The following is an 18,870-nucleotide window of genomic DNA, read 5'->3' as shown; positions in this document are numbered from 1 at the left end:
CGCAGCCCGTGGTCGAGGTGAAGTGGAAGAAGGAGCCGGAGGAGCACGACTATCCGGCGGCGGCAGATTTCCTGGAACTGCTGGCCGAACCGGACGTGATCGAGACGGTGGTGCGGGAGCTGCGGGCCGCACCGGTCGTACACAAGAAGGCCAAGGACATTCTGCGGGCGGCCCGGCTCGACCTCGCGCCCGCCATGAATCCGTACGTGCGGCGGGACCTGGAGAAGATCGTGACCGGAAAGGCGCTCTCGCCGATCCTGCTGGTGCGCGGCGACTTCCGCACCGGCGTGCCGCTCCAGATCGCCGACGGCTACCACCGGGTGTGCGCCGTGCACTACGCGGACGAGAACATCGCCATCCCGCTGAAGATCGCCGCGCTGCCCTGAAACGCCGGCACGCTCGTCCGTGCGGCGGCTGACCGTCGGTCAGCGGGCCGACGTGACTCACCGGTCCACGGGCACGGGCGTCGGCTCAGTCGCGCCCTGACGCTCCGGGCAGGCGGAGGAGTCGATCGGTCTCGCGACGCTCGCGCTTGGTCGGTCGACCGGAGCCGCGGTCACGGCGCGGCATGAGCGCGGTGAGCTGCGGATCGGGCGGGGGTGGGCTGCGGTCGATCATGCACTGGGCGGCGATCGGTGCGCCGACACGCTTGGTGATGACGCGCTCGACGATCACGATGCGCTCCAGACCGCCCACCCGGACTCGGATCTCGTCGCCGGGCTTGATCTGGTGGGCGGGCTTCACCGCCGTACCGTTGACGCGCACATGCCCGCCGCGGCAGGCCGTCGCCGCCGCCGAGCGGGTCTTGAAAAGGCGAACGGCCCAGATCCACGAATCGACGCGGGCCTGAGCCGGTGCACTGGTTCGGTCGGACGCCACGTCCTAGACGATACGGCGTGCGGTGACGACCTGATCCTCGCTGAGCTGGGTGTAGGAGACCGGGGTGCCGGACTGGACCGCGTTCAGCAGCTTGCCGTCGCCGGCGTAGATGCCGACGTGGCCACCGCCGTTGGTGATGACGATATCGCCGGGAGCCAGGTTCTCGAAGGCGATCGGCGCGCCGACGTGGGACTGCTCGAAGCTGGTGCGGGGCAGGTCGATTCCGGCCTGCTTGTACGCCCACTGCACCAGACCGGAGCAGTCGAAGCTGTACGGGCCGGACGCGCCCCAGGAGTACTGAGCGCCGACCTTGGTCCTGGCGGCCTCCAGGGCGATATTGCCGGGGCCCTGCTGCTGACCGAAGCCGGGGAGGTCGAACTGCGGCGGGGCGATGCCGGGCAGCTGCGCGCCGCCACCGACACCCAGGCCACCACCGAAGTGGTTGGTCTCCGGGTTGAGCACCCCGGAGGTGAATGCCTGAACCTGTGTATTGACCGCCGAGGCATCCTGTTCCGACAGCGGAGTGTCGAAGGTACCGATTCCGGGGATCTCGATCGGAGCCGCGTTGGCGTTGATCGCCGGGAACGCACCCGTGGCGAACGCGCCCATGACAAGAGCGCCCTTCACGGAATTCGGCAACCGAGATTCCCGTTGCAAGCTGTGCTTACCCACCGAGTTACATCTCCGATCTTCCTTGCTCTGACCGCCGACCGAGTTAGCTGACGGGTTCGGGCCGGGAAGATCGGCCCTACCTCGGTGGCCTTGCGGCCGATGAGGATTCACCCCACGAACTCTGGGTCCCCGGTTCGGTGTCGGCACCTTCTCCCGACTTCCGATTAGGCGGTAACGTCGCGGGCCGCCTCTCCGATGAAGCGACAGACTCCGCTAAGTCACGAGAAGATTACGGCTCGGGGCCGATGTTGTCCACCCCACACGCGGGTGTGTTGCGGCGTGGCGCAAAAGCGCCCGCTGAGCGGACGATTCAACGCACACACGCCGAGTCACAACCGGGTCACGGGAGGCGTTACCCCCGTTACCGAAACGGAAACCGGACGGCGAGCGCCTCACTCGTCCGGAGTCACCGTGCGCTCCAGGTGCTCGATCCGCCGCCGGGCGTCGGCCAACTCCACCTCGAGTTTTCCCAGCGCCATGACCAGCGGACCCACCGCGAGGTCGGCGACCAGTTGCGGATCGTCGTATCCGCGCTCGATGGCCACCAGGATGTTGTTGCGGATACGCGCCGCCACGGGCGCCTCCTCGGGCACGTTCCACGATTCGACCACCTCCGCGACGGTGGGAACAGGTGCAGCTTCCTCCGACATGGTCCCTCCCTGCGCTGGGCTACTTCGCGAATCAGACATAAGAGTAGAGACGTGCGCTCGCCCGCGATGCGAACCGGAATCTCGCGGACGCACGAATGCTTCGGACCGTCGATGCTTCGGACCGTCGCCGACGCAGTACCCGGGCGGCCGATATGCCAATCGATAGCCATCTCTAGGGGACTCCGTAGATACCCCGATAGTCCACCGATTTCACGCTACGGTTGGGCGGCATGGATCCCGTGCGCAACCCGTACGCCCCCGGAGCGGGCCAGCGTCCGCCCGAACTCGCGGGCCGTGGCCGTCAGCTCGACGCCTTCGATGTCGTGCTGGAGCGGGTGGCACGCGGCCGCCCCGAACGCAGCGTCATGCTCACCGGGCTGCGCGGCGTCGGCAAGACGGTGCTGTTGAATCAGCTGCGCTCGGCGGCGGGGGCGCGCGGCTGGGGTACCGGCAAGCTGGAGGCGCGGCCCGATCAGGGGTTGCGGCGACCGCTGTCGTCGGCACTGCACATGGCGGTGCGCTCCATCGCGACCACGCATCGCAATCCCGAGCAGATGGACGACTTCCTCGGCATTCTCAAGGCTTTCGCCCTGCGCGCCACCGCCGACAAGGGCATGCGGGAGCGCTGGAATCCGGGTATCGACGTCCCCGCCGTCACCGGCCGCGCCGATTCCGGCGATATCGAGATCGACCTGGTGGAACTGCTGCTGGAGGCGGCACAGCTGGTGCGCGACCGCGGGGTCGGCATCGCGGTGTTCATCGACGAGATGCAGGATCTCGGCCCGGCCGACGTCTCCGCCATCTGCGGCGCGTGCCACGAATTGAGCCAGGACGCCGCGCCTTTGATCGTGGTGGGCGCGGGATTGCCGCATCTGCCCGCCGTGCTCTCGGCCTCCAAGTCGTACTCCGAGCGCTTGTTCTCCTATCACCGCATCGACCGCCTCGACCGCGACTCCGCCGATCAGGCGCTGATCGCGCCGGCCGAGCGGGAGAACGTGAAGTACACCGAACAGGCCCTCGACACGCTCTACCGGAAGGCCGACGGCTACCCGTATTTCGTGCAGGCGTACGGGAAGGCGACCTGGGACGTGGCCGCCCAGAGCCCCATCACCGCCGAGGATGTCGAGGTGGCCGCACCGCACGCCGAGGAGGAGTTGGCCGTGGGGTTCTTCGGTTCCCGGTACGAGCGCGCCACCCCGGCCGAGCGGGAGTACATGCGCGCCATGGCCGATCTCGCCGGTGACGAGGGCCCGGTGCCGACCGCCGCGGTGGCGAAACATCTGGAACGCAAACCCGCGTCGCTGTCACCGGCCCGCGACGGTTTGATCAAGAAAGGTCTCATCTATTCGGCGGAGCGCGGTTCCATCGGATTCACGGTTCCGCATTTCGGCCGATATCTGCGCGGCGTGCCCTAGGACCGGAGATTATGCCGGAAGTTTGCCCGCATTCCCGTGATTCGGCAGCAGCGCGAGGAAATTGTGGATCAGCGCGCGGTCGTCATCGCGGCGATGGGCGACGTAGACGGTGGTCTCCGCATCGGTTTCGGCGAGCGGGAGGATGCGGACCGAGGCGGGCGCGGTGAAGGTCGCGCTGCGCGGCGCGATGGTGACCCCGAGCCCCTCGGCCACCAGATACATGATGGTCGTCCAGGTATTGCCCTCCTGCACCACCTGCGGCTGCCGTCCCGAGCGCAGCAGCGGCGCGAGATTCTTCTCGTGCGCCAGCCGTCCCGCGGCCCTGGGGAAGAAGACCAGCGGATGGTCGGCGAGTTCGGCGCCGGTGATGGCCGCGCGCCCGGCGTCGGGATGGTCGGCGGGCAGCACCGCGACGTAGGGCTCGGTGATCAGCGGCGCGGTCCGGACATTCGGCAGTTCGTCGGGGTCGCGCACGATGACCGTATCGAGCGCGCCGTGGCCGAGCTGCTCCATCATCCGCGAGGTGTAACCCTCCACCAGATCCACCCGGACCAGCGGATACAGCTCACGAAAGCGACGCACTCCGCGCAGCGGCTCCAGCGGCAGCACCGAGGGGACGAAACCGAGGTACAGCCGCCCCTGGCTGCCGCGTCCCACCCGGCTCACCTCGTCCAGGTCGCGGGCGGCGTGCCCGAGGATGGCGGCGGCCCGCTCGCGCAGCACCGCACCGGCGGCGGTGAGCGCGACGCTGCGCGAGGTGCGGTCGAACAGCTTGGTGCCGAGCAGGGTTTCGAGCCGGCGAATCTGCTGGGTCAGCGCGGGCTGGGCGATGTGCAGCCGGACGGCGGCCCGTCCGAAGTGCAGTTCGTCGGCGACCGCCAGGAAATACCGCAGGTGCCGCAGCTCCACACCCTCAACCATAAGACGAGCGTATCAATCGCAGCTATCAAGTATTGGACCTTATTGTTCCAGGCCGGGCATGCTGATCAGGTGCGACAACCGACTATCGAAACCATGAGCACGCCCGCCCATGCTCGGGCGTTCAAGGAACTCAACGAGGAGTGGATTCGCGCCTACTTCACCCTCGAACCCGCCGATTCGGCCCTGCTCGACTATCCGGAACGCGAGATCGTCGCCAAGGGCGGTCGGGTGCTGATCGCCCGCGTCGGTGACGAGATCGTGGGCTGCGGTGCGGTGGTGCCGGAGGGCCACGGGGTCTACGAGATCTCGAAAATGGCGGTGTCGCCGCGGTATCGGGGGCAGGGAATCGGACGGCTCGTGCTCGCGGCGGCCATCGACGCGGCGCGCGAACTCGGCGCGACCACCCTGATTCTGGCGAGCAATCGGAAGCTCGCCAATGCGGTGCACCTGTACGAGTCGGCGGGGTTCGTGCACGTGCCACCGGAGGAACTGCCGCCGAGCCCCTACGACCGCGCCGATGTGTTCATGAAGTACGACCTGACTGTATTAGCCGAGTAATTGCCCACCCATTCAAGATCATTGCAAGGCAGCATATTTCAGACTGACAACGGATCTACCGGCGGGTAACAAACACTCCTACACTCGAATGTGATTCCGATCACGTCCGAGGGAGGACATCATGGCGACTGCCGCCAAAGTCGACGCCACCGAGGAGCAAGCCCGGCAACTTGTCGAGGAATCCCGCGAAACCACCTGGGCCAAACCCTCTTTCGCCAAAGAGATGTTTCTGGGGCGCTTCCGGCTGGACCTGATCCATCCCTACCCGCGGCCCAGCGCCGAGGACACGGCGAAGTACGAGGCGTACCTGACCCGGCTGCGGGCCTTCTGCGAAACCATCGACGGCGACCGGATCGAGGCCGAGGGCCGCATCCCCACCGAATACGTGGAAGGACTGGCAGCGCTCGGCTGCTTCGGCCTCAAGATCCCCGAAGAGTACGGCGGACAAGGGCTTTCGCAGGTCGGCTACAACAAGGCGCTCATGCTGGTCGGCTCCGCCCACCCCAGCCTGGGCGTGCTGCTCTCGGCGCACCAGTCCATCGGCGTACCGGAACCGCTCAAGCTCGCGGGCACGGACGACCAGAAGCGGGAGTTCCTGCCGCGCTGCGCCAAGGGGGCCGTGTCGGCGTTCCTGCTCACCGAACCCGATGTCGGCTCCGATCCGGCGCGCATGGCCTCCACCGCCACGCCGACCCCGGACGGGGAAGCCTACGAGCTCAACGGCGTGAAACTGTGGACCACCAATGGCGTGGTCGCGGAACTGCTGGTGGTCATGGCGCGCGTGCCCCGCAGCGACGGGCATCGGGGCGGGATCTCGGCCTTCATCGTGGAGGCCGACAGCCCGGGCATCACCGTAGAGCGCCGCAATTCGTTCATGGGGCTGCGCGGTATCGAGAACGGTGTCACGCGGCTGCACGAGGTGCGGGTGCCCAAGCGGAATCTGGTCGGGCGCGAGGGGGACGGGTTGAAGATCGCGCTCACCACCCTCAACGCGGGCCGGCTCGCCATTCCGGCCATGTGCACCGCCGCCGCCAAATGGGCGACCAAGATCGGACGGGAGTGGTCGGCGACCCGCGTGCAGTGGGGGCGGCCGGTCGGCGAGCACGCCGCGGTCGGCCAGAAGCTGTCCTTCATCACCGCGACCACCTTCGCGCTGGAAGCGGTGCTGGACCTCTCGGCCACCATGTGCGACGAGGACCGCAACGACATCCGCATCGAAGCGGCCCTGGCCAAACTGTGGGCCTCGGAGATGAGCTGCGCCATCGCCGACGAACTGGTGCAGATTCGCGGCGGACGCGGCTACGAGTCGTCGGCCTCGCTGCGGGCGCGCGGTGAACGGGCGGTGGCCGCCGAGCAGCTGGTGCGGGATCTGCGCATCAACCGCATCTTCGAGGGCTCCAGCGAGATCATGCGCCTGCTCATCGCCCGCGAGATGGCCGACGCGCACATGGCGGCGGCCGGAGCGCTGGTCGATCGCAATGCCGAGTTGAAGGACAAGGCCAAGGCCGCGGTGGGGGCGAGCGGCTTCTACGCCAAGTGGTTCCCGCAGCTGGCCGTCGGTTCGGGCACGGTACCCGCCAGCTTCGGCGAATTCGGGCCGCTGGCACGGCATATGCGCTTCGTGGAGCGGATGTCGCGCAAGCAGGCGCGGGCGCTCATGTACGGCATGGCACGGTGGCAAGCCAAGCTCGAGTACAAGCAGGGCTTCCTGGGACGCATCGTGGATATCGGCGCAGAGCTGTTCGCCATGGCGGCGTCGTGCGTGCGGGCGCAGGCCGAGATGCGCAAGGGCGGACCCGAGGGCGCGGCGGCACAGGAACTGGCCGATGTGTTCTGCCGCCAGTCGCGACTGCGGGTGCAGCGCCTGTTCGACGCGCTGTGGGACAACACCGACGACGCCGACACCGAGATCGCGCGCGGGTTGCTGGACGGCCGGTACCGCTGGCTCGAGGCGGGGGCGCTGGACCCGAGCGAGGGCACCGGGCCGTGGATCTCGGATTGGCAGATGGGACCGTCCACGGAACCGAATCTGCTGCGGCCGTTCCTGCCGTCGACGCGCACCTCCGCGTCGACCTGATACTCCGGACGCCGGACCGGAAAGGGGCTGGGCGCCCCGGTGCTCAGACCAATCTGCCCCTATCTAGCAATCGCGCTAGATAGGGGCAGATTCTTGTGCGCGGCACGGTCGTCAGCATTATCTACACTTTTCTAGTGAGATCGCTAGATTTATCTAGAATCCTCAAGGTGTTCACCTTGGCAGTGTTTTCTAGCGGGTTCTAGGCCGTTGGCCAGATATTCGAAGATTCGCCGATCGGCTCGTATCGATCGGCGGCGTCGGTTAGACAACTTGTGCATAACGCCAGGTGTGGCCGGTTAACGCCGCGGCAATGACTATCGACAACCGGGCTAAAGGCGATCTCTTCGAGGAGGCGTCATGTCCCTGCTCAGCCGCCGCGCCGCCGATTCCGACGGCCACCACACCACTGTCACGGCCGCCGACGGCACCCCCATCGCGGTGCGCGACTTCGGTCCGGCCGCCGCGCCCGTCACCGTGGTGTTCGTCCACGGGCACTGCCTGCGCACCGAATCCTGGACCTTCCTGCGCGAACATCTGCAGCGGCACTGGGGCGCGGATGTCCGCATGGTGTTCTACGACCATCGCGGGCACGGGGATTCCGGGGTGGCCGATCCGCGCACCTACACCGTCGACCAACTCGCGCAGGATCTGGACGCTGTGCTGCGCACGGTGGTGCCCACCGGCCCAGTCGTGTTGGTGGGACATTCGATGGGGGCGATGGTGACGCTCGCCTACGCGCGGCTGTACCCGGAGACCATCGGCAGCCGGGTGGCGGGCGTCGGCCTGATCGCCGGGGCCGCCAACGGGGTCACCCGGGTGGGGCTCGGGCGCTTCCTCTCCGGTCCGGCCGTCAGCTCGCTGAACCTGGCCGTGCGCCGCGCGCCGCGGTTCATGCAGGCGTCGAAGCATCTGAGTCGCCGCTTCTTCGAACCGATCATGCGGGAGGCGGCGCTGGGCACCCGCCAGGTCAGCCCGCGGGTGCTCGCGGTGGCCACCACCATCCTCAACGAGACGCCGCTACTGACCATGTCGGCCTTCCTGGACTCGCTGATCCGCTTCGACGAGACCGCCACCCTGCACCGGCTGGGCGCGATTCCCACCCTGGTGCTCGCGGGATCGGCGGATATCGTCATCCCCTTCGCCCACTCCGTCGTACTCGCCTCCCAACTCGACGACAGCGAGCTGGTCCGCATCGACGGGGCCGGGCACAGCGTGATCCTGGAACGGGCCGCGGAGGTGGCCGCGGCCATCGTCGCCCTCGTCGACCGGGCGCTGGCCGCACTGCCCGGTCGAGGGCCGGAACTCGGTCCGGAATTCGCGGTCGCGGGATAGCGCGGGATGCGCTCAGCACCCCCCTGCCGAACGGGCAAATTTCGGGCTATCGTGGGTGGAGTCGACGGTCAGCCACCCGGCTGACCTGCGCTTACATCGCTCGGACGAGCCATATCCCGATCCATGCCGTACTGTGTTGTAGATCACGATGTGTGGTCTGTCACACGGCTCGAGGAGGTTTCGATGACACGCAGCGAGATTGCGGAACTCCGCTACGCGGTCGGCCAGCTCCGGCAGTGCGTGACCGCCCTGCGCTCGCACTACGGGGACGCGGGCCCGGTCCGCCGCCTGGAGAACGACCTCGAGCGGCTCGCCATCGACGCGGACGACTTCGAGCAGGCACCGCCGCCCGAGGTCGCCGCCCGCCGCGACCAGGACGTCATCTACGTCCCGGACTCCAAGTCCGACGAGGCCGCCTGGATGGGCGCGCAGGACGAGGGGCTGGGCTTCCACTCTCGTCCCCGCACCAAGTAGGGGGATCGACCTCCGCACCCGCCACGCGCGGGTGCGATCCCCAGGGGCCGTGCGCGGTCCCGCACCGCAGCGGGGTGCGGGACCGCTTACGCGGGGCGGTACGAACCGGCCGACCACGCCACCGCGAACACGGCGCACGGCCGCCGCATTCGTACGCCCCGCCGGACAGCGTGAACGGCCGATCAGCGGACGAAGCAGAAGATGTTGCCGTAAGGGCAGTTCGGGGCGGTGTTGGCGGACATGGTGATGAACAGCTGGCTGATCACCGTCGCCAGATCGGCGCTGCCGGTGGCCGAGCCGGAGGCCGAACCACTGGCCGAGCCGGTGATATCCGCGGACGCGGGAGCGGTCGCGGTGGTGAGGGCGGCGGCCGACACCGCCCCGATCATGACGAGACGAGCGGTTCGACGCACGGCAAAGCCTCCGTGTTCTCAAGCTGAACGGCACACGATCTTGTTGCGCCGCATGGCCTTCCGGCCGGTATCCACAGCACGGTAGCCGCGCGACACCGCGCCGGTCAGCCCCCACATCATGGGGCACCGCGCCACCGGGGTCAACGGGCACAGGACCGGTCGAGCACGCGGTGTCGGCCAGGCGCAGCGGTCGACCGGGCGCAGCGGCGATCAAGCCACGGCGGCCGAACACGCACGGCGGCCAGTCAGCCGCGGCCGCCGAACACGCACGACAGCCGTTCAGGCACAGGGCCGGTCAGGCACGGTGGCGGTCAGGCACGGTGGCGGCCGGAGCGGCGGGAGCGGGAACCGTGGAAGCGGGCGCCGCGCGGGGTGGGTGTGATGGGGCGGGAGTGCGGGGTTTCGAACAGCACGGCCAGGGATTGCGAAGTGCCGGAAGCGGTTACGGCGAGACCACGGCCGCCCTCGCGGCGGGACAGCTCGTGGAGCAAAGTGGTGACGATGCGCAGTCCCGCCGCGCCGCCCGGATCGCCGAGGGCGATTGCGCCGCCGTGTACGTTGAGGCGGGTGTCCTCGGGATCCCAGTCGCCCCACAGGTGCTCGAGGGCCAGGATTTCGACGGCGTCGGATTCGTCCACCTCGACCAGGTCCAGATCGCCGAGTTCGAAACCGTTGCGGGACAGCACCTTCGCGGTGGCCTCGGCGGAAGCGGGAAGGGGAACGGCCGGATCCACGGCGGCGTTCACCCACCCGACCAGATAGCCCAGGGGTTCCAGGTCGAGGTCGGCCAGCCGCTCCTCGGCCACCACCAGGCACGCGGAAGCGGCGAAGGTACGGGCGCTGCTGTTGGCGGTGGTGGTGATCCCGCCGGGCAACAGTGGCAGGAGGGTGGAGAAGGCGCGGGGCGACACGTCGTCGCGCAGCCCCTCGTCCCGGTCCATCAGCTGGACCACGTCCGAGTTCATGTCGTCGGGATCGGCGCATACCACCACCGGCGCGGTCTCGGTCCCGAACACGCCCTGGCGGCGGGCCTTCGCCGCCCGCCGATGGCTCACCGCCGCCACCTCGTCGGCCTGCACCCGGGTGATCCCGTAGTGCGCCGCGAGATACTCGACCCGCTCCAGGGCCGCTCGGGCCGCCCCCTCGGCCCGAGCAACCGCCGGACCGTCACCGTCGCCGACGTACCGTGCGGAAATCAGTGGCGGCGCGCCGGATTCGCCATCGCCGCGACGCGCGAACCCCGCCGTGTACGGCGGGGGCTGCCCCTGACCCGACCCGCCGGGCATCGTCCCCGTTCGGGGGTACTCCGCCCCGACGGCGAGGACCACGTCGGCGGTTTCGGCCTGCACCATCATGGCCGCGGTGATGAGGGCGCGCAGTCCGCTGCCCGGCCCCGCACCGATCGGGAAATGTCCGATGGCGGGCGGGATTCCGGCCAGGTCGGCGGCCAGGCGGGCGGGTTCCGGAGTGGGGACGGCGGTGACCAGGTGCTCGATCCGCTCGGGGTCGATGCCGGAGCGGCCCAGGACGGCGGACAGCGCCGTCGCGATCAGGCGATGCGGAGCCACGGCACCCAACGCTCCGGCGGGCAGGCCGACCGGTGTGCGCATGGGCATGACGATGGCGGCTCTCCTCATGGTCCGGCTCCTTCCCCCGGATGTCGATCTCGCAGGACAGGGCATCACAGACTTGTTGCTGCCGTGTGACGCCCGGTGGACCGAATTTCCAGAATCAAGTTTTGTTTCGGTGCGCGATTCGCTGAATCTCACTGGGCTCGTGCCTGGTTCGTGAGGGTTGCGGTTTGTTCACCACCGCAGCTCGCCCCCGACGCACCGAGGAAATGTGGCGCAAATCACGGGTTTGCGGGCGGGTCCGAATTCCCGGGACAGTGCCCGGGTGATAGCGCACCTGTCGTAAGGTGCTGGGCATCACATTCGATGCCGGAGGTAACGATGACGTTCCACGGGGTAGAGCAGCGAGGCATCCAGCAGTGAGCGCCGCACCGACGAGCGCCCCGGAGTCGGGCGCCACCGGAGTATTCAGCAAGAGCCGTGCCGCTATTGCGAGCCGCACCCTCCGCACCGACCGCTGGTGGCTACCGCCACTGATCACGGTGCTCGGCCTGGGCACATTCGTCGTCTACGCGACCATCAGGTCGTTTGTGCGCGAGGCATACTGGGTCGACGAGTACCGCTACCTGACACCGTTCTACTCACCGTGCGTGAGCGATTCCTGTGTCGCGGGCTCCGCGCACTTCGGGACGCCGGTTGGTGAGCTCCCGATGTGGATTCCGCTCGGCTTCCTGGTGCTGCCGTTGCTGCTGGGCTTCCGGCTCACCTGCTATTACTACCGCAAGGCCTATTACCGGTCGGTGTGGCTGTCGCCGCCCGCCTGCGCCGTCGCCGAACCGCACGCCAAGTACACCGGCGAGACCCGGCTGCCGCTCATCATCCAGAACTCGCACCGCTACTTCTTCTACGCGGCGGTGGTGGTGACCCTGATCAACACCTACGACGCGCTGTACGCGCTGACCAACTCCGACGGCAGCTTCGGGCTGGGTCTGGGCAATCTGGTCCTGCTGGTCAATGTGGTGATGCTGTGGGCGTACACGCTGTCGTGCCACTCCTGCCGCCATGCCACCGGCGGACGGCTCAAGAACTTCTCCAGCAATCCGGTGCGGTACTGGATGTGGACCCAGGTATCCCGCCTCAACACCCGGCACATGCTGTTCGCCTGGATCACGCTCGGCACGCTGATGCTGACCGATTTCTACGTCATGTTGGTCGCGAGCGGGACCATCGGCGACCTCCGATTCATCAACTGATCATCCCCATCGTCAGGAGTATTCGGTCCTATGCCTGAAGTCGAACGGCACAAGTACGACGTCGTCGTGATCGGTGCCGGTGGCGCCGGACTGCGCGCGGTAATCGAGGCGCGCGAACACGGACTCTCGGTCGCGGTGGTGTGCAAATCGCTGTTCGGCAAGGCGCACACCGTCATGGCCGAGGGCGGGTGCGCCGCCGCCATGGGCAATGCCAATGAGAAGGACAGTTGGCAGACCCATTTCAAGGACACCATGCGCGGCGGCAAGTTCCTCAACAACTGGCGGATGGCCGAACTGCACGCGCAGGAGGCCCCGGATCGGGTGTGGGAGCTGGAGACCTACGGCGCGCTGTTCGACCGCACCTCCGACGGCCGGATCTCGCAGCGCAATTTCGGCGGGCACACCTACCCCCGCCTCGCGCACGTCGGCGACCGCACCGGGCTCGAACTCATCCGCACCATGCAGCAGAAGATCGTCTCGCTGCAACAGGAGGATTTCGCGGAGACCGGCGACTACGAGGCGCGCATCAAGATCTTCCAGGAGTGCACGATCACCGAGCTGCTCAAGGACGGCGACCGCATCTCCGGGGCGTTCGGCTACTGGCGGGAGTCGGGCCGGTTCATCCTGTTCGAGACCCCGGCGGTGGTGCTGGCCACCGGCGGTATCGGCAAGTCGTACAAGGTGACCTCGAACTCCTGGGAGTACACCGGCGACGGACACGCGCTCGCGCTGCGCGCCGGGGCCACGCTCATCAATATGGAGTTCCTGCAGTTCCATCCGACCGGCATGGTCTGGCCGCCCAGCGTGAAGGGCATCCTCGTCACCGAGGGCGTGCGCGGTGACGGCGGCGTGCTGAAGAACTCCGAGGGCAAGCGGTTCATGTTCGAGTACATCCCCTCGGTGTTCAAGGGGCAGTACGCGGAGTCCGAGGAGGAGGCCGACCAGTGGCTGAAGGACAACGACTCCGCCCGGCGCACACCGGATCTGCTGCCGCGTGACGAGGTGGCGCGGGCCATCAACGAGGAGGTGAAGGCGGGCCGGGGTACCCCGCACGGCGGCGTGTACCTGGATATCGCCTCGCGCCTGCCCGCCGCCGAGATCGTGAAGCGGCTGCCGTCCATGCACCACCAGTTCAAGGAGCTGGCGGATGTGGACATCACGAAGGAGCCGATGGAGGTCGGGCCGACCTGCCACTACGTCATGGGCGGCATCGAGGTGAATCCGGATACCGGCGCGGCGACCGTCCCCGGATTGTTCGCGGCCGGTGAGTGTTCCGGCGGGATGCACGGCTCCAACCGCCTCGGCGGCAACTCGCTGTCGGATCTGCTGGTCTTCGGTCGCCGCGCGGGCCTGGGCGCGGCCACCTACGTGGAGGGGCTGAGCGAGCGCCCCGCCATCGCGGACGCCGATATCGCCGCGGCCGCGAAAGCCGCACTGCAGCCGTTCGATCCGCCGACCACCGGGCCGGGGGAGAACCCGTACACGCTGCACACCGATATGCAGCAGACCATGAACGATCTGGTCGGCATCATCCGCAAGGAGCATGAGCTGAAGCAGGCCGTCGAGAGGCTCTCCGAACTGCGGGACCGCTTCGACGACGTGACCGTGGAGGGGCACCGGCAGTTCAATCCGGGCTGGCACCTGGCCATCGATCTGCGAAATATGTTGCTGGTCAGCGAATGTGTGGCGCAGGCGGCGCTGCTGCGCACCGAGAGCCGGGGCGGGCACACCCGCGACGATCACCCCGGCATGGATCCGGCGTGGCGCAACAAGCTGCTGGTGTGCCGGGTCGATCCGGACGAGGTGGGCTTCACGGTGCCGTCGGTGACGGTGACGCCGGAGGAGCAGCCGCCCATGCGCGCCGACCTGCTCGCGCTGTTCGACCTGCAGGAACTCGAGAAGTACTACAGCCCAACCGAACTCGCGGCTCATCCCGCGTCCGGGAAAGGGGATGCCTAGCCATGGGGTACGAGGCGAAATTCAAGGTCTGGCGCGGCGACACCGAGGGCGGTGCACTGCAGGATTTCACCGTGGAGGTGAACGAGGGCGAGGTGGTGCTCGACATCATCCACCGCCTGCAGGCCACCCAGGCTCCAGATCTGGCGGTGCGGTGGAACTGCAAGGCGGGCAAGTGCGGTTCCTGCTCGGCCGAGGTGAACGGGCGACCGCGGCTGCTGTGCATGACCCGCATGTCCACGTTCACCCAGGACGAGGTGGTAACGGTGACGCCCATGCGCACCTTCCCCGTGATCCGGGACCTGGTCACCGATGTGTCGTACAACTACACGAAGGCGCGCGAAATCCCGTCCTTCACGCCGCCCGCGGATCTGAAACCGGGTGAGTATCGGATGCGGCAGCAGGATGTGGAGCGGTCGCAGGAATTCCGCAAGTGCATCGAATGCTTCCTGTGCCAGAACACCTGCCACGTGGTGCGCGATCACGAGGAGAACAAGGTCTCCTTCGCCGGCCCGCGGTATCTGATGCGCATCGCCGAACTGGAAATGCATCCGCTGGACGTGGCGGATCGCCGGGAACTCGCTCAGGACGAGGCCGGGCTCGGTTACTGCAATATCACCAAGTGCTGCACCGACGTGTGCCCCGAGCACATCAAGATCACGGACAACGCCTTGATCCCGCTGAAGGAGCGGGTGGTGGACCACAAGTACGATCCACTGGTCTGGCTGGGCAACAAGCTCTTTCGCCGCAAGTAGACGCCGCCTCCGGCCCGCTTTTGGCTGGAATCCACCCGTGATTCCAGCCAAAACCACGTCGGAACGGCATCGGGGTGGTCACAGCATCTCCACCACGCCGACGGCGACCGCCGCCACCAATACACCGACCGCCAGCGCGGGTACCAATGCGCCGGTCAGTACGAATATGCCTACCGCCGATACCGCGAAGAGCATTCCAACGATCAGACGTTCGACCCAATCGTCCGGGAGCAATTTGCGGTACCGGGGCGGATGAGAATTCCTGAGCCCTCGGTCCACGCATATTGGATTACCCGTACTTAGCGCGGGCAAACATACTGCCGTTGCCGAACGGGTGCACAATCGTGATCTTCCCGGGGATGGGAGGGAACGCCCCGGCGGCGGGCAGGTGGGGTACGCCCGCCGCCGGGGTCGTCAGGCGTCGAACGCGCCCTCGGTGATCTCCGTGGTGAAGCTCGACCAGTCGCCGCCCGCGAAGATCAGGGCGGGGCCGTCCGGATTCTTGCTGTCGCGGACGCCGACGCGACCGCCCGACAGGAACGCCACCTCCACGCATTCCTTGCCCGCGCCGCTGCGACTGCTCTTGAACCAGTGCGCCCCGGCCAGATCCATAGTCATGCCGAATACTCCTTCGCCACCTGCCGCAGCAGGTTCCTACTGGTTTGGATGTCCGACGCGCAGCGCTCCAGACAGTCCAGTGCCCGGCTGTAGCGCTGCACGTCGCCTTGTCGTTCCAGATACAGATCCCCGGTGAAGCCCTCGACATAGACCACCGGCGGCTCCACCGACTGCCCTCTGCCGTCGGTTCCGAACTCGAGAATCACGAACGGGCCGGTGGAAAGTCCCAGCGGGACACCGGCGCTGAAGGGCAGGATGCGCAGCGCGACATTGTCACGGGTGCTCAGCTCCGCCAGGTGCCGCACCTGCGCCGCCATCACCTTGGCACTTCCCACCAACCGGTGCAATACCGATTCGTGCAACACCATTGCGACGCTGGCCGGATGGTGACGGCGGGTGATCAGGGCCTGGCGCTGCATCCGCAACTGCACGCGCCGCTCCAGCTCCGCCTCGGAGTCGTCCGGGTATCCGAGCCGGTTGAGGGCGCGCGCGTAGTCGGCGGTTTGCAGCAGTCCGGGTACCAGTTCGGACTGGTAGCAGGAAAGCTGCTGCGCGGATGCCTCCAAACCCACGTAGACGTCGAAATTCTCCGGAATGAGGTCGCCGTAGGAATGCCACCAGCTTTTCACCGCGGCCTGCTGGGCCAAACCCTTGAGCCCCTCGGCGATCTCGTCGGGGATGCCGTAGATACGGCACAGCTCCTGGATATCGATGGTGCGAATGCGATCGGCATTGCCCTTCTCGAGGCGCTGCAGGGTGCTGGCGCCCCACTCCATGAGTTTGGCCGCCTCCGCGATGGTCAATCCTGCCTGGGTGCGCCAATCCCGCAGATAGCGGCCGAGCTGACGGCGCGGCAGCGTCGAGGCGGCGCTCGGGGAATTCGCGGGACCAACTGACACAGCGCGCTCCGTTCTCGAGTGTTCACGCGCGGGCGGTCACCAAAACGCTGAAAGTCGTGCAGCACACCGGCTCCCGCCCGGTACGCAGATCGGTGTTCATCGACAGCATGGCAGGGGGGCTTCGTCCACTATGGACAATCCTGCTCTCCCGAACGGATTCGCTGCTGGGAATTCGCGCGTTTTTCCGTGGGAATCTGTGAAATCACTACGCCGAATGTCTGCTCATGGTGTGCTGAGAATGTGCCCGGGGCGGACAGCACCTCGGCCCCTACCTTGACTGAAACCTCCGGGCACGCTCCACAACTCGCACGCAGGGACAGGATTCACACGCAGGAACGAGGAGTTATGGCTGAACGCGTCACCCCCCGTCGTATCCGCAGACGTATCCACACCGCCCGTCTGGCAAACGGGTGGACAACCTGGGATTGTCACCCTCCGACGCCACACCGCACGGTGTGCGCGGCGGGAGTGGCGTAATGCAGCTGACCTCCTTGAACATGCATGTCGCCGGACTCATGCGGTGCCGGACCGACCCCGGCATCATGACCGTCGACCAGGCGCACGCGGCCATGCAGATGCACCTGGACTGCACGGTGGACACCTGTCGGGTGCGGCGGCGGGCCCGCGCCACCCTCGTCGACGAGGGGCGGTGTGTTCTCGATGAGCGCGCCCTGCCATAACCGCACCGCCGCGCACGGACCGGATCTGCTCGACCGCGCCACCCACCGATTGGTGTGGTTGCTGGTCGATATTCGCCGGGCCCTGCTCGCCGCACCGACCCGGCAGCCACCCGTACCCGCCCGCCGGAAGTGGCAGGCCGAACCGGGCACGTCTGGGGAAGGCGCCCGGCACCGCCGGTAGATCCGGTGAGGTTCCGACATCGCGACGGGCGTCGATCACCCCCGGTCACACCCGCGCGAAGGTTCGGCGTCGGGTCCGGGGCGGCCGTCACACCGCCGAACGGCCGCCTCGGGCCCGACTTTCAGCGCCGACCCGACAGTTTCCGACCTCGAGTCCGGTGGGCGCGGCCCCGATAAGGCTGTGGACGCTGTCGCTCCAGCGCGGGGACCGGTACCCGCTGTCGGTCGCGGGACGGGTACCGCGGAGTCAGATGCGGCTGTGGTCGGTGTACGGGGTGCGGGGGCCGAATTTGGGCTTGTGGGCGAAACCCGCCAACTCCAGGAGGCGCACCGCGCGATAGCGGTGTGGGCGCAGCGGTTCCAGATACTCGACCATGGCGTCGTCGTCGATGGGGCGGCCGAGCAGGGTCCAGCCCATGGTGGCGGCCAGGTGGAAGTCACCCACGGACAGGGCGTCCGCGTCGCCGAAGGCGCGCTGGGCGATTTCGGCGGCGGTCCAGACGCCGATGCCCGGCACGGTGCACAGCAGTCGCGCGGCGGCCGCGTGGTCCAGGTCCGCCGCCCGCTCCAGCTTCGCGGCCATTCGAGCCGCCAGCACAATGGTTTTCGAGCGCTGCGGGCCGACATTGGCGCGGTGGTAGACCCAGGACGGGATATGGCGCCAGGTCTCGGCGTCCGGCATCAGGCACAGGCTGTCCGGGGCCGGGCCCGGAGCGGGAGTCCCGTAGCGCCACACCAGCTTCCGCCAGGATTGATGCGCGGTGACCGTATGCACCTTCTGCTCCAGCACCGCCGGGACCAGCGCCTCGAACACCCGGCCGGTGCGCAGCATGCGCAAGCCGGGATTGCGCCGCAGCGCCTCGGCGATCTTGGGGTGCGCCGGGGCGAAACCGCTCAGGTCCTCGTCCAGGCACAGCATCCCGGGCAGCCGTTCCAGGAACTCCTCCGCACCCGGCCCCCAGGCACCGGCGTCGACCCCGTGCCGGTCGGCCTGGCGCAGCCGATACGTCACCGGCCCGCTGGGCAGGCGCGAGGCATGCCAGTGCGCGCCGTCGCGGGTGATGCGGTAGCAGGGGTCACCGGGACCGCGCCGCAGCGGCAGGACGGTACCGGCCAGGTCGATCGGACGATCGGAGCGCACGGTCCGCGTTCGCGGGGTCTCCGTCGTGGCTGCGGTCACCGCGCCATTCTGCGCTATCGCGCGGACGGTTCGGACCGGTATCCCGCCACCGGGTGAGCCGCACCACTCCGCTGCCACGACGCCCGGCAGCGCACCATGACGTCCCGTCGCCATGGAGCGACAACGGGGGACTTCGGCCGCGCCGCGGCCCGGTCGATGACATCCGCGCGACGGCGATGGAGCAACCGCGACAGCAATGCGGCAACACAGTGGCCGCGCCACAGCAGCCGCGCACGAGAGGGTGGTGCAGCACTGACGGCCGCCCACATGCTGCGGGCGACGCGGGCCGTCCCCGCACGCCACCATGCTCACGGCAAGGATGCCGTGAGCACACAGCGCCGCGCCGCGATCGGTGCCGTCATCTCAGCAGGGCGCGAGCATCTTCCG

Annotated in this window: 20 protein-coding genes and 1 riboswitch; of the genes, 11 read left to right on the top strand and 9 right to left on the bottom strand. The window is 67.9% G+C overall.

What is annotated here, in order from left to right:
- The first annotated feature begins 8 nt into the window (after positions 1 to 8).
- Positions 9 to 386 carry a hypothetical protein gene (locus QJS31_RS18955; protein WP_039808334.1) on the top strand — a complete coding sequence of 126 codons (378 nt, stop codon included), beginning with the start codon at positions 9 to 11 and terminating at the stop codon, positions 384 to 386.
- Positions 387 to 471: 85 nt separating this feature from the next.
- On the opposite strand, the gene QJS31_RS18950 is transcribed toward QJS31_RS18955, so the two are convergent.
- The 3 genes from QJS31_RS18950 to QJS31_RS18940 all read right to left on the bottom strand — a co-directional run bounded on the left by QJS31_RS18950 (position 472) and on the right by QJS31_RS18940 (position 2,201).
- Positions 472 to 879: an RNA-binding S4 domain-containing protein gene (locus tag QJS31_RS18950; protein WP_282778213.1), complete on the bottom strand. Its 408-nt coding sequence runs from the start codon at positions 877 to 879 to the stop codon at positions 472 to 474.
- A gap of 3 nt (positions 880 to 882) precedes the next feature.
- The gene (locus QJS31_RS18945; RefSeq protein WP_228813177.1) at positions 883 to 1,518 is read right to left on the bottom strand and encodes a C40 family peptidase; all 636 of its coding nucleotides are present in this window, start codon (positions 1,516 to 1,518) and stop codon (positions 883 to 885) included.
- Positions 1,519 to 1,567: 49 nt separating this feature from the next.
- Positions 1,568 to 1,732, bottom strand: a riboswitch (cyclic di-AMP (ydaO/yuaA leader).
- Between the two features lie 211 nt (positions 1,733 to 1,943).
- Positions 1,944 to 2,201 (bottom strand): hypothetical protein, encoded by a 258-nt coding sequence (locus QJS31_RS18940; protein WP_306357280.1) that lies wholly within the window; start codon positions 2,199 to 2,201, stop codon positions 1,944 to 1,946.
- A 230-nt stretch (positions 2,202 to 2,431) separates the two neighbouring features.
- Between QJS31_RS18940 and QJS31_RS18935 the strand changes: the two genes are divergently transcribed.
- Positions 2,432 to 3,616, top strand: coding sequence for an ATP-binding protein (locus QJS31_RS18935; protein ID WP_306357279.1), 1,185 nt, complete (start codon positions 2,432 to 2,434; stop codon positions 3,614 to 3,616).
- Between the two features lie 9 nt (positions 3,617 to 3,625).
- Here QJS31_RS18935 and QJS31_RS18930 read toward each other — a convergent pair whose 3' ends face one another.
- Complete coding sequence (locus tag QJS31_RS18930) at positions 3,626 to 4,537, bottom strand: LysR family transcriptional regulator (RefSeq protein ID WP_282778211.1); 912 nt, start codon at positions 4,535 to 4,537, stop codon at positions 3,626 to 3,628.
- Here QJS31_RS18930 and QJS31_RS18925 point away from each other — a divergent pair.
- The 4 genes from QJS31_RS18925 (at position 4,448) to QJS31_RS18910 (ending at position 8,978) form a co-directional block, all read left to right on the top strand.
- A complete protein-coding gene (locus QJS31_RS18925; RefSeq protein WP_282778210.1) occupies positions 4,448 to 5,095 on the top strand; it encodes a GNAT family N-acetyltransferase in 648 nt (215 codons plus the stop codon). The genes QJS31_RS18930 and QJS31_RS18925 overlap by 90 nt on opposite strands.
- A 121-nt stretch (positions 5,096 to 5,216) precedes the next feature.
- Positions 5,217 to 7,172, top strand: coding sequence for an acyl-CoA dehydrogenase family protein (locus tag QJS31_RS18920; RefSeq protein ID WP_282778209.1), 1,956 nt, complete (start codon positions 5,217 to 5,219; stop codon positions 7,170 to 7,172).
- Positions 7,173 to 7,529: 357 nt separating this feature from the next.
- Complete coding sequence (locus QJS31_RS18915) at positions 7,530 to 8,504, top strand: alpha/beta fold hydrolase (protein WP_282778208.1); 975 nt, start codon at positions 7,530 to 7,532, stop codon at positions 8,502 to 8,504.
- A 183-nt stretch (positions 8,505 to 8,687) separates the two neighbouring features.
- Positions 8,688 to 8,978, top strand: coding sequence for a hypothetical protein (locus QJS31_RS18910; RefSeq protein WP_029932390.1), 291 nt, complete (start codon positions 8,688 to 8,690; stop codon positions 8,976 to 8,978).
- Positions 8,979 to 9,160: 182 nt separating this feature from the next.
- On the opposite strand, the gene QJS31_RS18905 is transcribed toward QJS31_RS18910, so the two are convergent.
- Both QJS31_RS18905 and QJS31_RS18900 read right to left on the bottom strand, forming a co-directional pair.
- Positions 9,161 to 9,391, bottom strand: a complete 231-nt coding sequence (locus QJS31_RS18905; protein WP_282784111.1) for a hypothetical protein — start codon at positions 9,389 to 9,391, stop codon at positions 9,161 to 9,163.
- Positions 9,392 to 9,702: 311 nt separating this feature from the next.
- On the bottom strand, positions 9,703 to 11,028 hold the full coding sequence (locus tag QJS31_RS18900) for an acetyl-CoA acetyltransferase (protein WP_282784109.1): 1,326 nt from the start codon (positions 11,026 to 11,028) through the stop codon (positions 9,703 to 9,705).
- A gap of 353 nt (positions 11,029 to 11,381) precedes the next feature.
- Here QJS31_RS18900 and QJS31_RS18895 point away from each other — a divergent pair, with 353 nt between their 5' ends.
- The 3 genes from QJS31_RS18895 to QJS31_RS18885 are packed head-to-tail and all read left to right on the top strand — an operon-like array spanning position 11,382 to position 14,926.
- On the top strand, positions 11,382 to 12,215 hold the full coding sequence (locus QJS31_RS18895) for a hypothetical protein (RefSeq protein ID WP_306357278.1): 834 nt from the start codon (positions 11,382 to 11,384) through the stop codon (positions 12,213 to 12,215).
- Between the two features lie 30 nt (positions 12,216 to 12,245).
- The gene (locus tag QJS31_RS18890; protein WP_282784105.1) at positions 12,246 to 14,174 is read left to right on the top strand and encodes a fumarate reductase/succinate dehydrogenase flavoprotein subunit; all 1,929 of its coding nucleotides are present in this window, start codon (positions 12,246 to 12,248) and stop codon (positions 14,172 to 14,174) included.
- A 2-nt stretch (positions 14,175 to 14,176) separates the two neighbouring features.
- Complete coding sequence (locus QJS31_RS18885) at positions 14,177 to 14,926, top strand: succinate dehydrogenase/fumarate reductase iron-sulfur subunit (RefSeq protein WP_282784103.1); 750 nt, start codon at positions 14,177 to 14,179, stop codon at positions 14,924 to 14,926.
- A 414-nt stretch (positions 14,927 to 15,340) separates the two neighbouring features.
- On the opposite strand, the gene QJS31_RS18880 is transcribed toward QJS31_RS18885, so the two are convergent.
- Both QJS31_RS18880 and QJS31_RS18875 read right to left on the bottom strand, forming a co-directional pair.
- On the bottom strand, positions 15,341 to 15,544 hold the full coding sequence (locus QJS31_RS18880) for a DUF397 domain-containing protein (RefSeq protein ID WP_282784101.1): 204 nt from the start codon (positions 15,542 to 15,544) through the stop codon (positions 15,341 to 15,343).
- Positions 15,541 to 16,443: a helix-turn-helix transcriptional regulator gene (locus QJS31_RS18875; RefSeq protein ID WP_282784099.1), complete on the bottom strand. Its 903-nt coding sequence runs from the start codon at positions 16,441 to 16,443 to the stop codon at positions 15,541 to 15,543. Before QJS31_RS18875 ends, QJS31_RS18880 begins: the two co-directional genes overlap by 4 nt.
- A gap of 476 nt (positions 16,444 to 16,919) precedes the next feature.
- Here QJS31_RS18875 and QJS31_RS18870 point away from each other — a divergent pair, with 476 nt between their 5' ends.
- Positions 16,920 to 17,123: a hypothetical protein gene (locus tag QJS31_RS18870; protein ID WP_029932399.1), complete on the top strand. Its 204-nt coding sequence runs from the start codon at positions 16,920 to 16,922 to the stop codon at positions 17,121 to 17,123.
- Positions 17,104 to 17,304 carry a hypothetical protein gene (locus QJS31_RS18865; RefSeq protein WP_282784096.1) on the top strand — a complete coding sequence of 67 codons (201 nt, stop codon included), beginning with the start codon at positions 17,104 to 17,106 and terminating at the stop codon, positions 17,302 to 17,304. Before QJS31_RS18870 ends, QJS31_RS18865 begins: the two co-directional genes overlap by 20 nt.
- A gap of 246 nt (positions 17,305 to 17,550) precedes the next feature.
- Here QJS31_RS18865 and QJS31_RS18860 read toward each other — a convergent pair whose 3' ends face one another.
- Positions 17,551 to 18,483: a DNA-3-methyladenine glycosylase gene (locus tag QJS31_RS18860; protein WP_306357277.1), complete on the bottom strand. Its 933-nt coding sequence runs from the start codon at positions 18,481 to 18,483 to the stop codon at positions 17,551 to 17,553.
- Positions 18,484 to 18,870: the final 387 nt, after the last annotated feature.

Origin of the sequence: Nocardia sp. CC213A (assembly GCF_030766805.1) — a bacterium.
Taxonomy (GTDB): Bacteria; Actinomycetota; Actinomycetes; order Mycobacteriales; family Mycobacteriaceae; genus Nocardia; species Nocardia otitidiscaviarum.
This window is presented reverse-complemented; position numbering and strand designations above follow the sequence as displayed.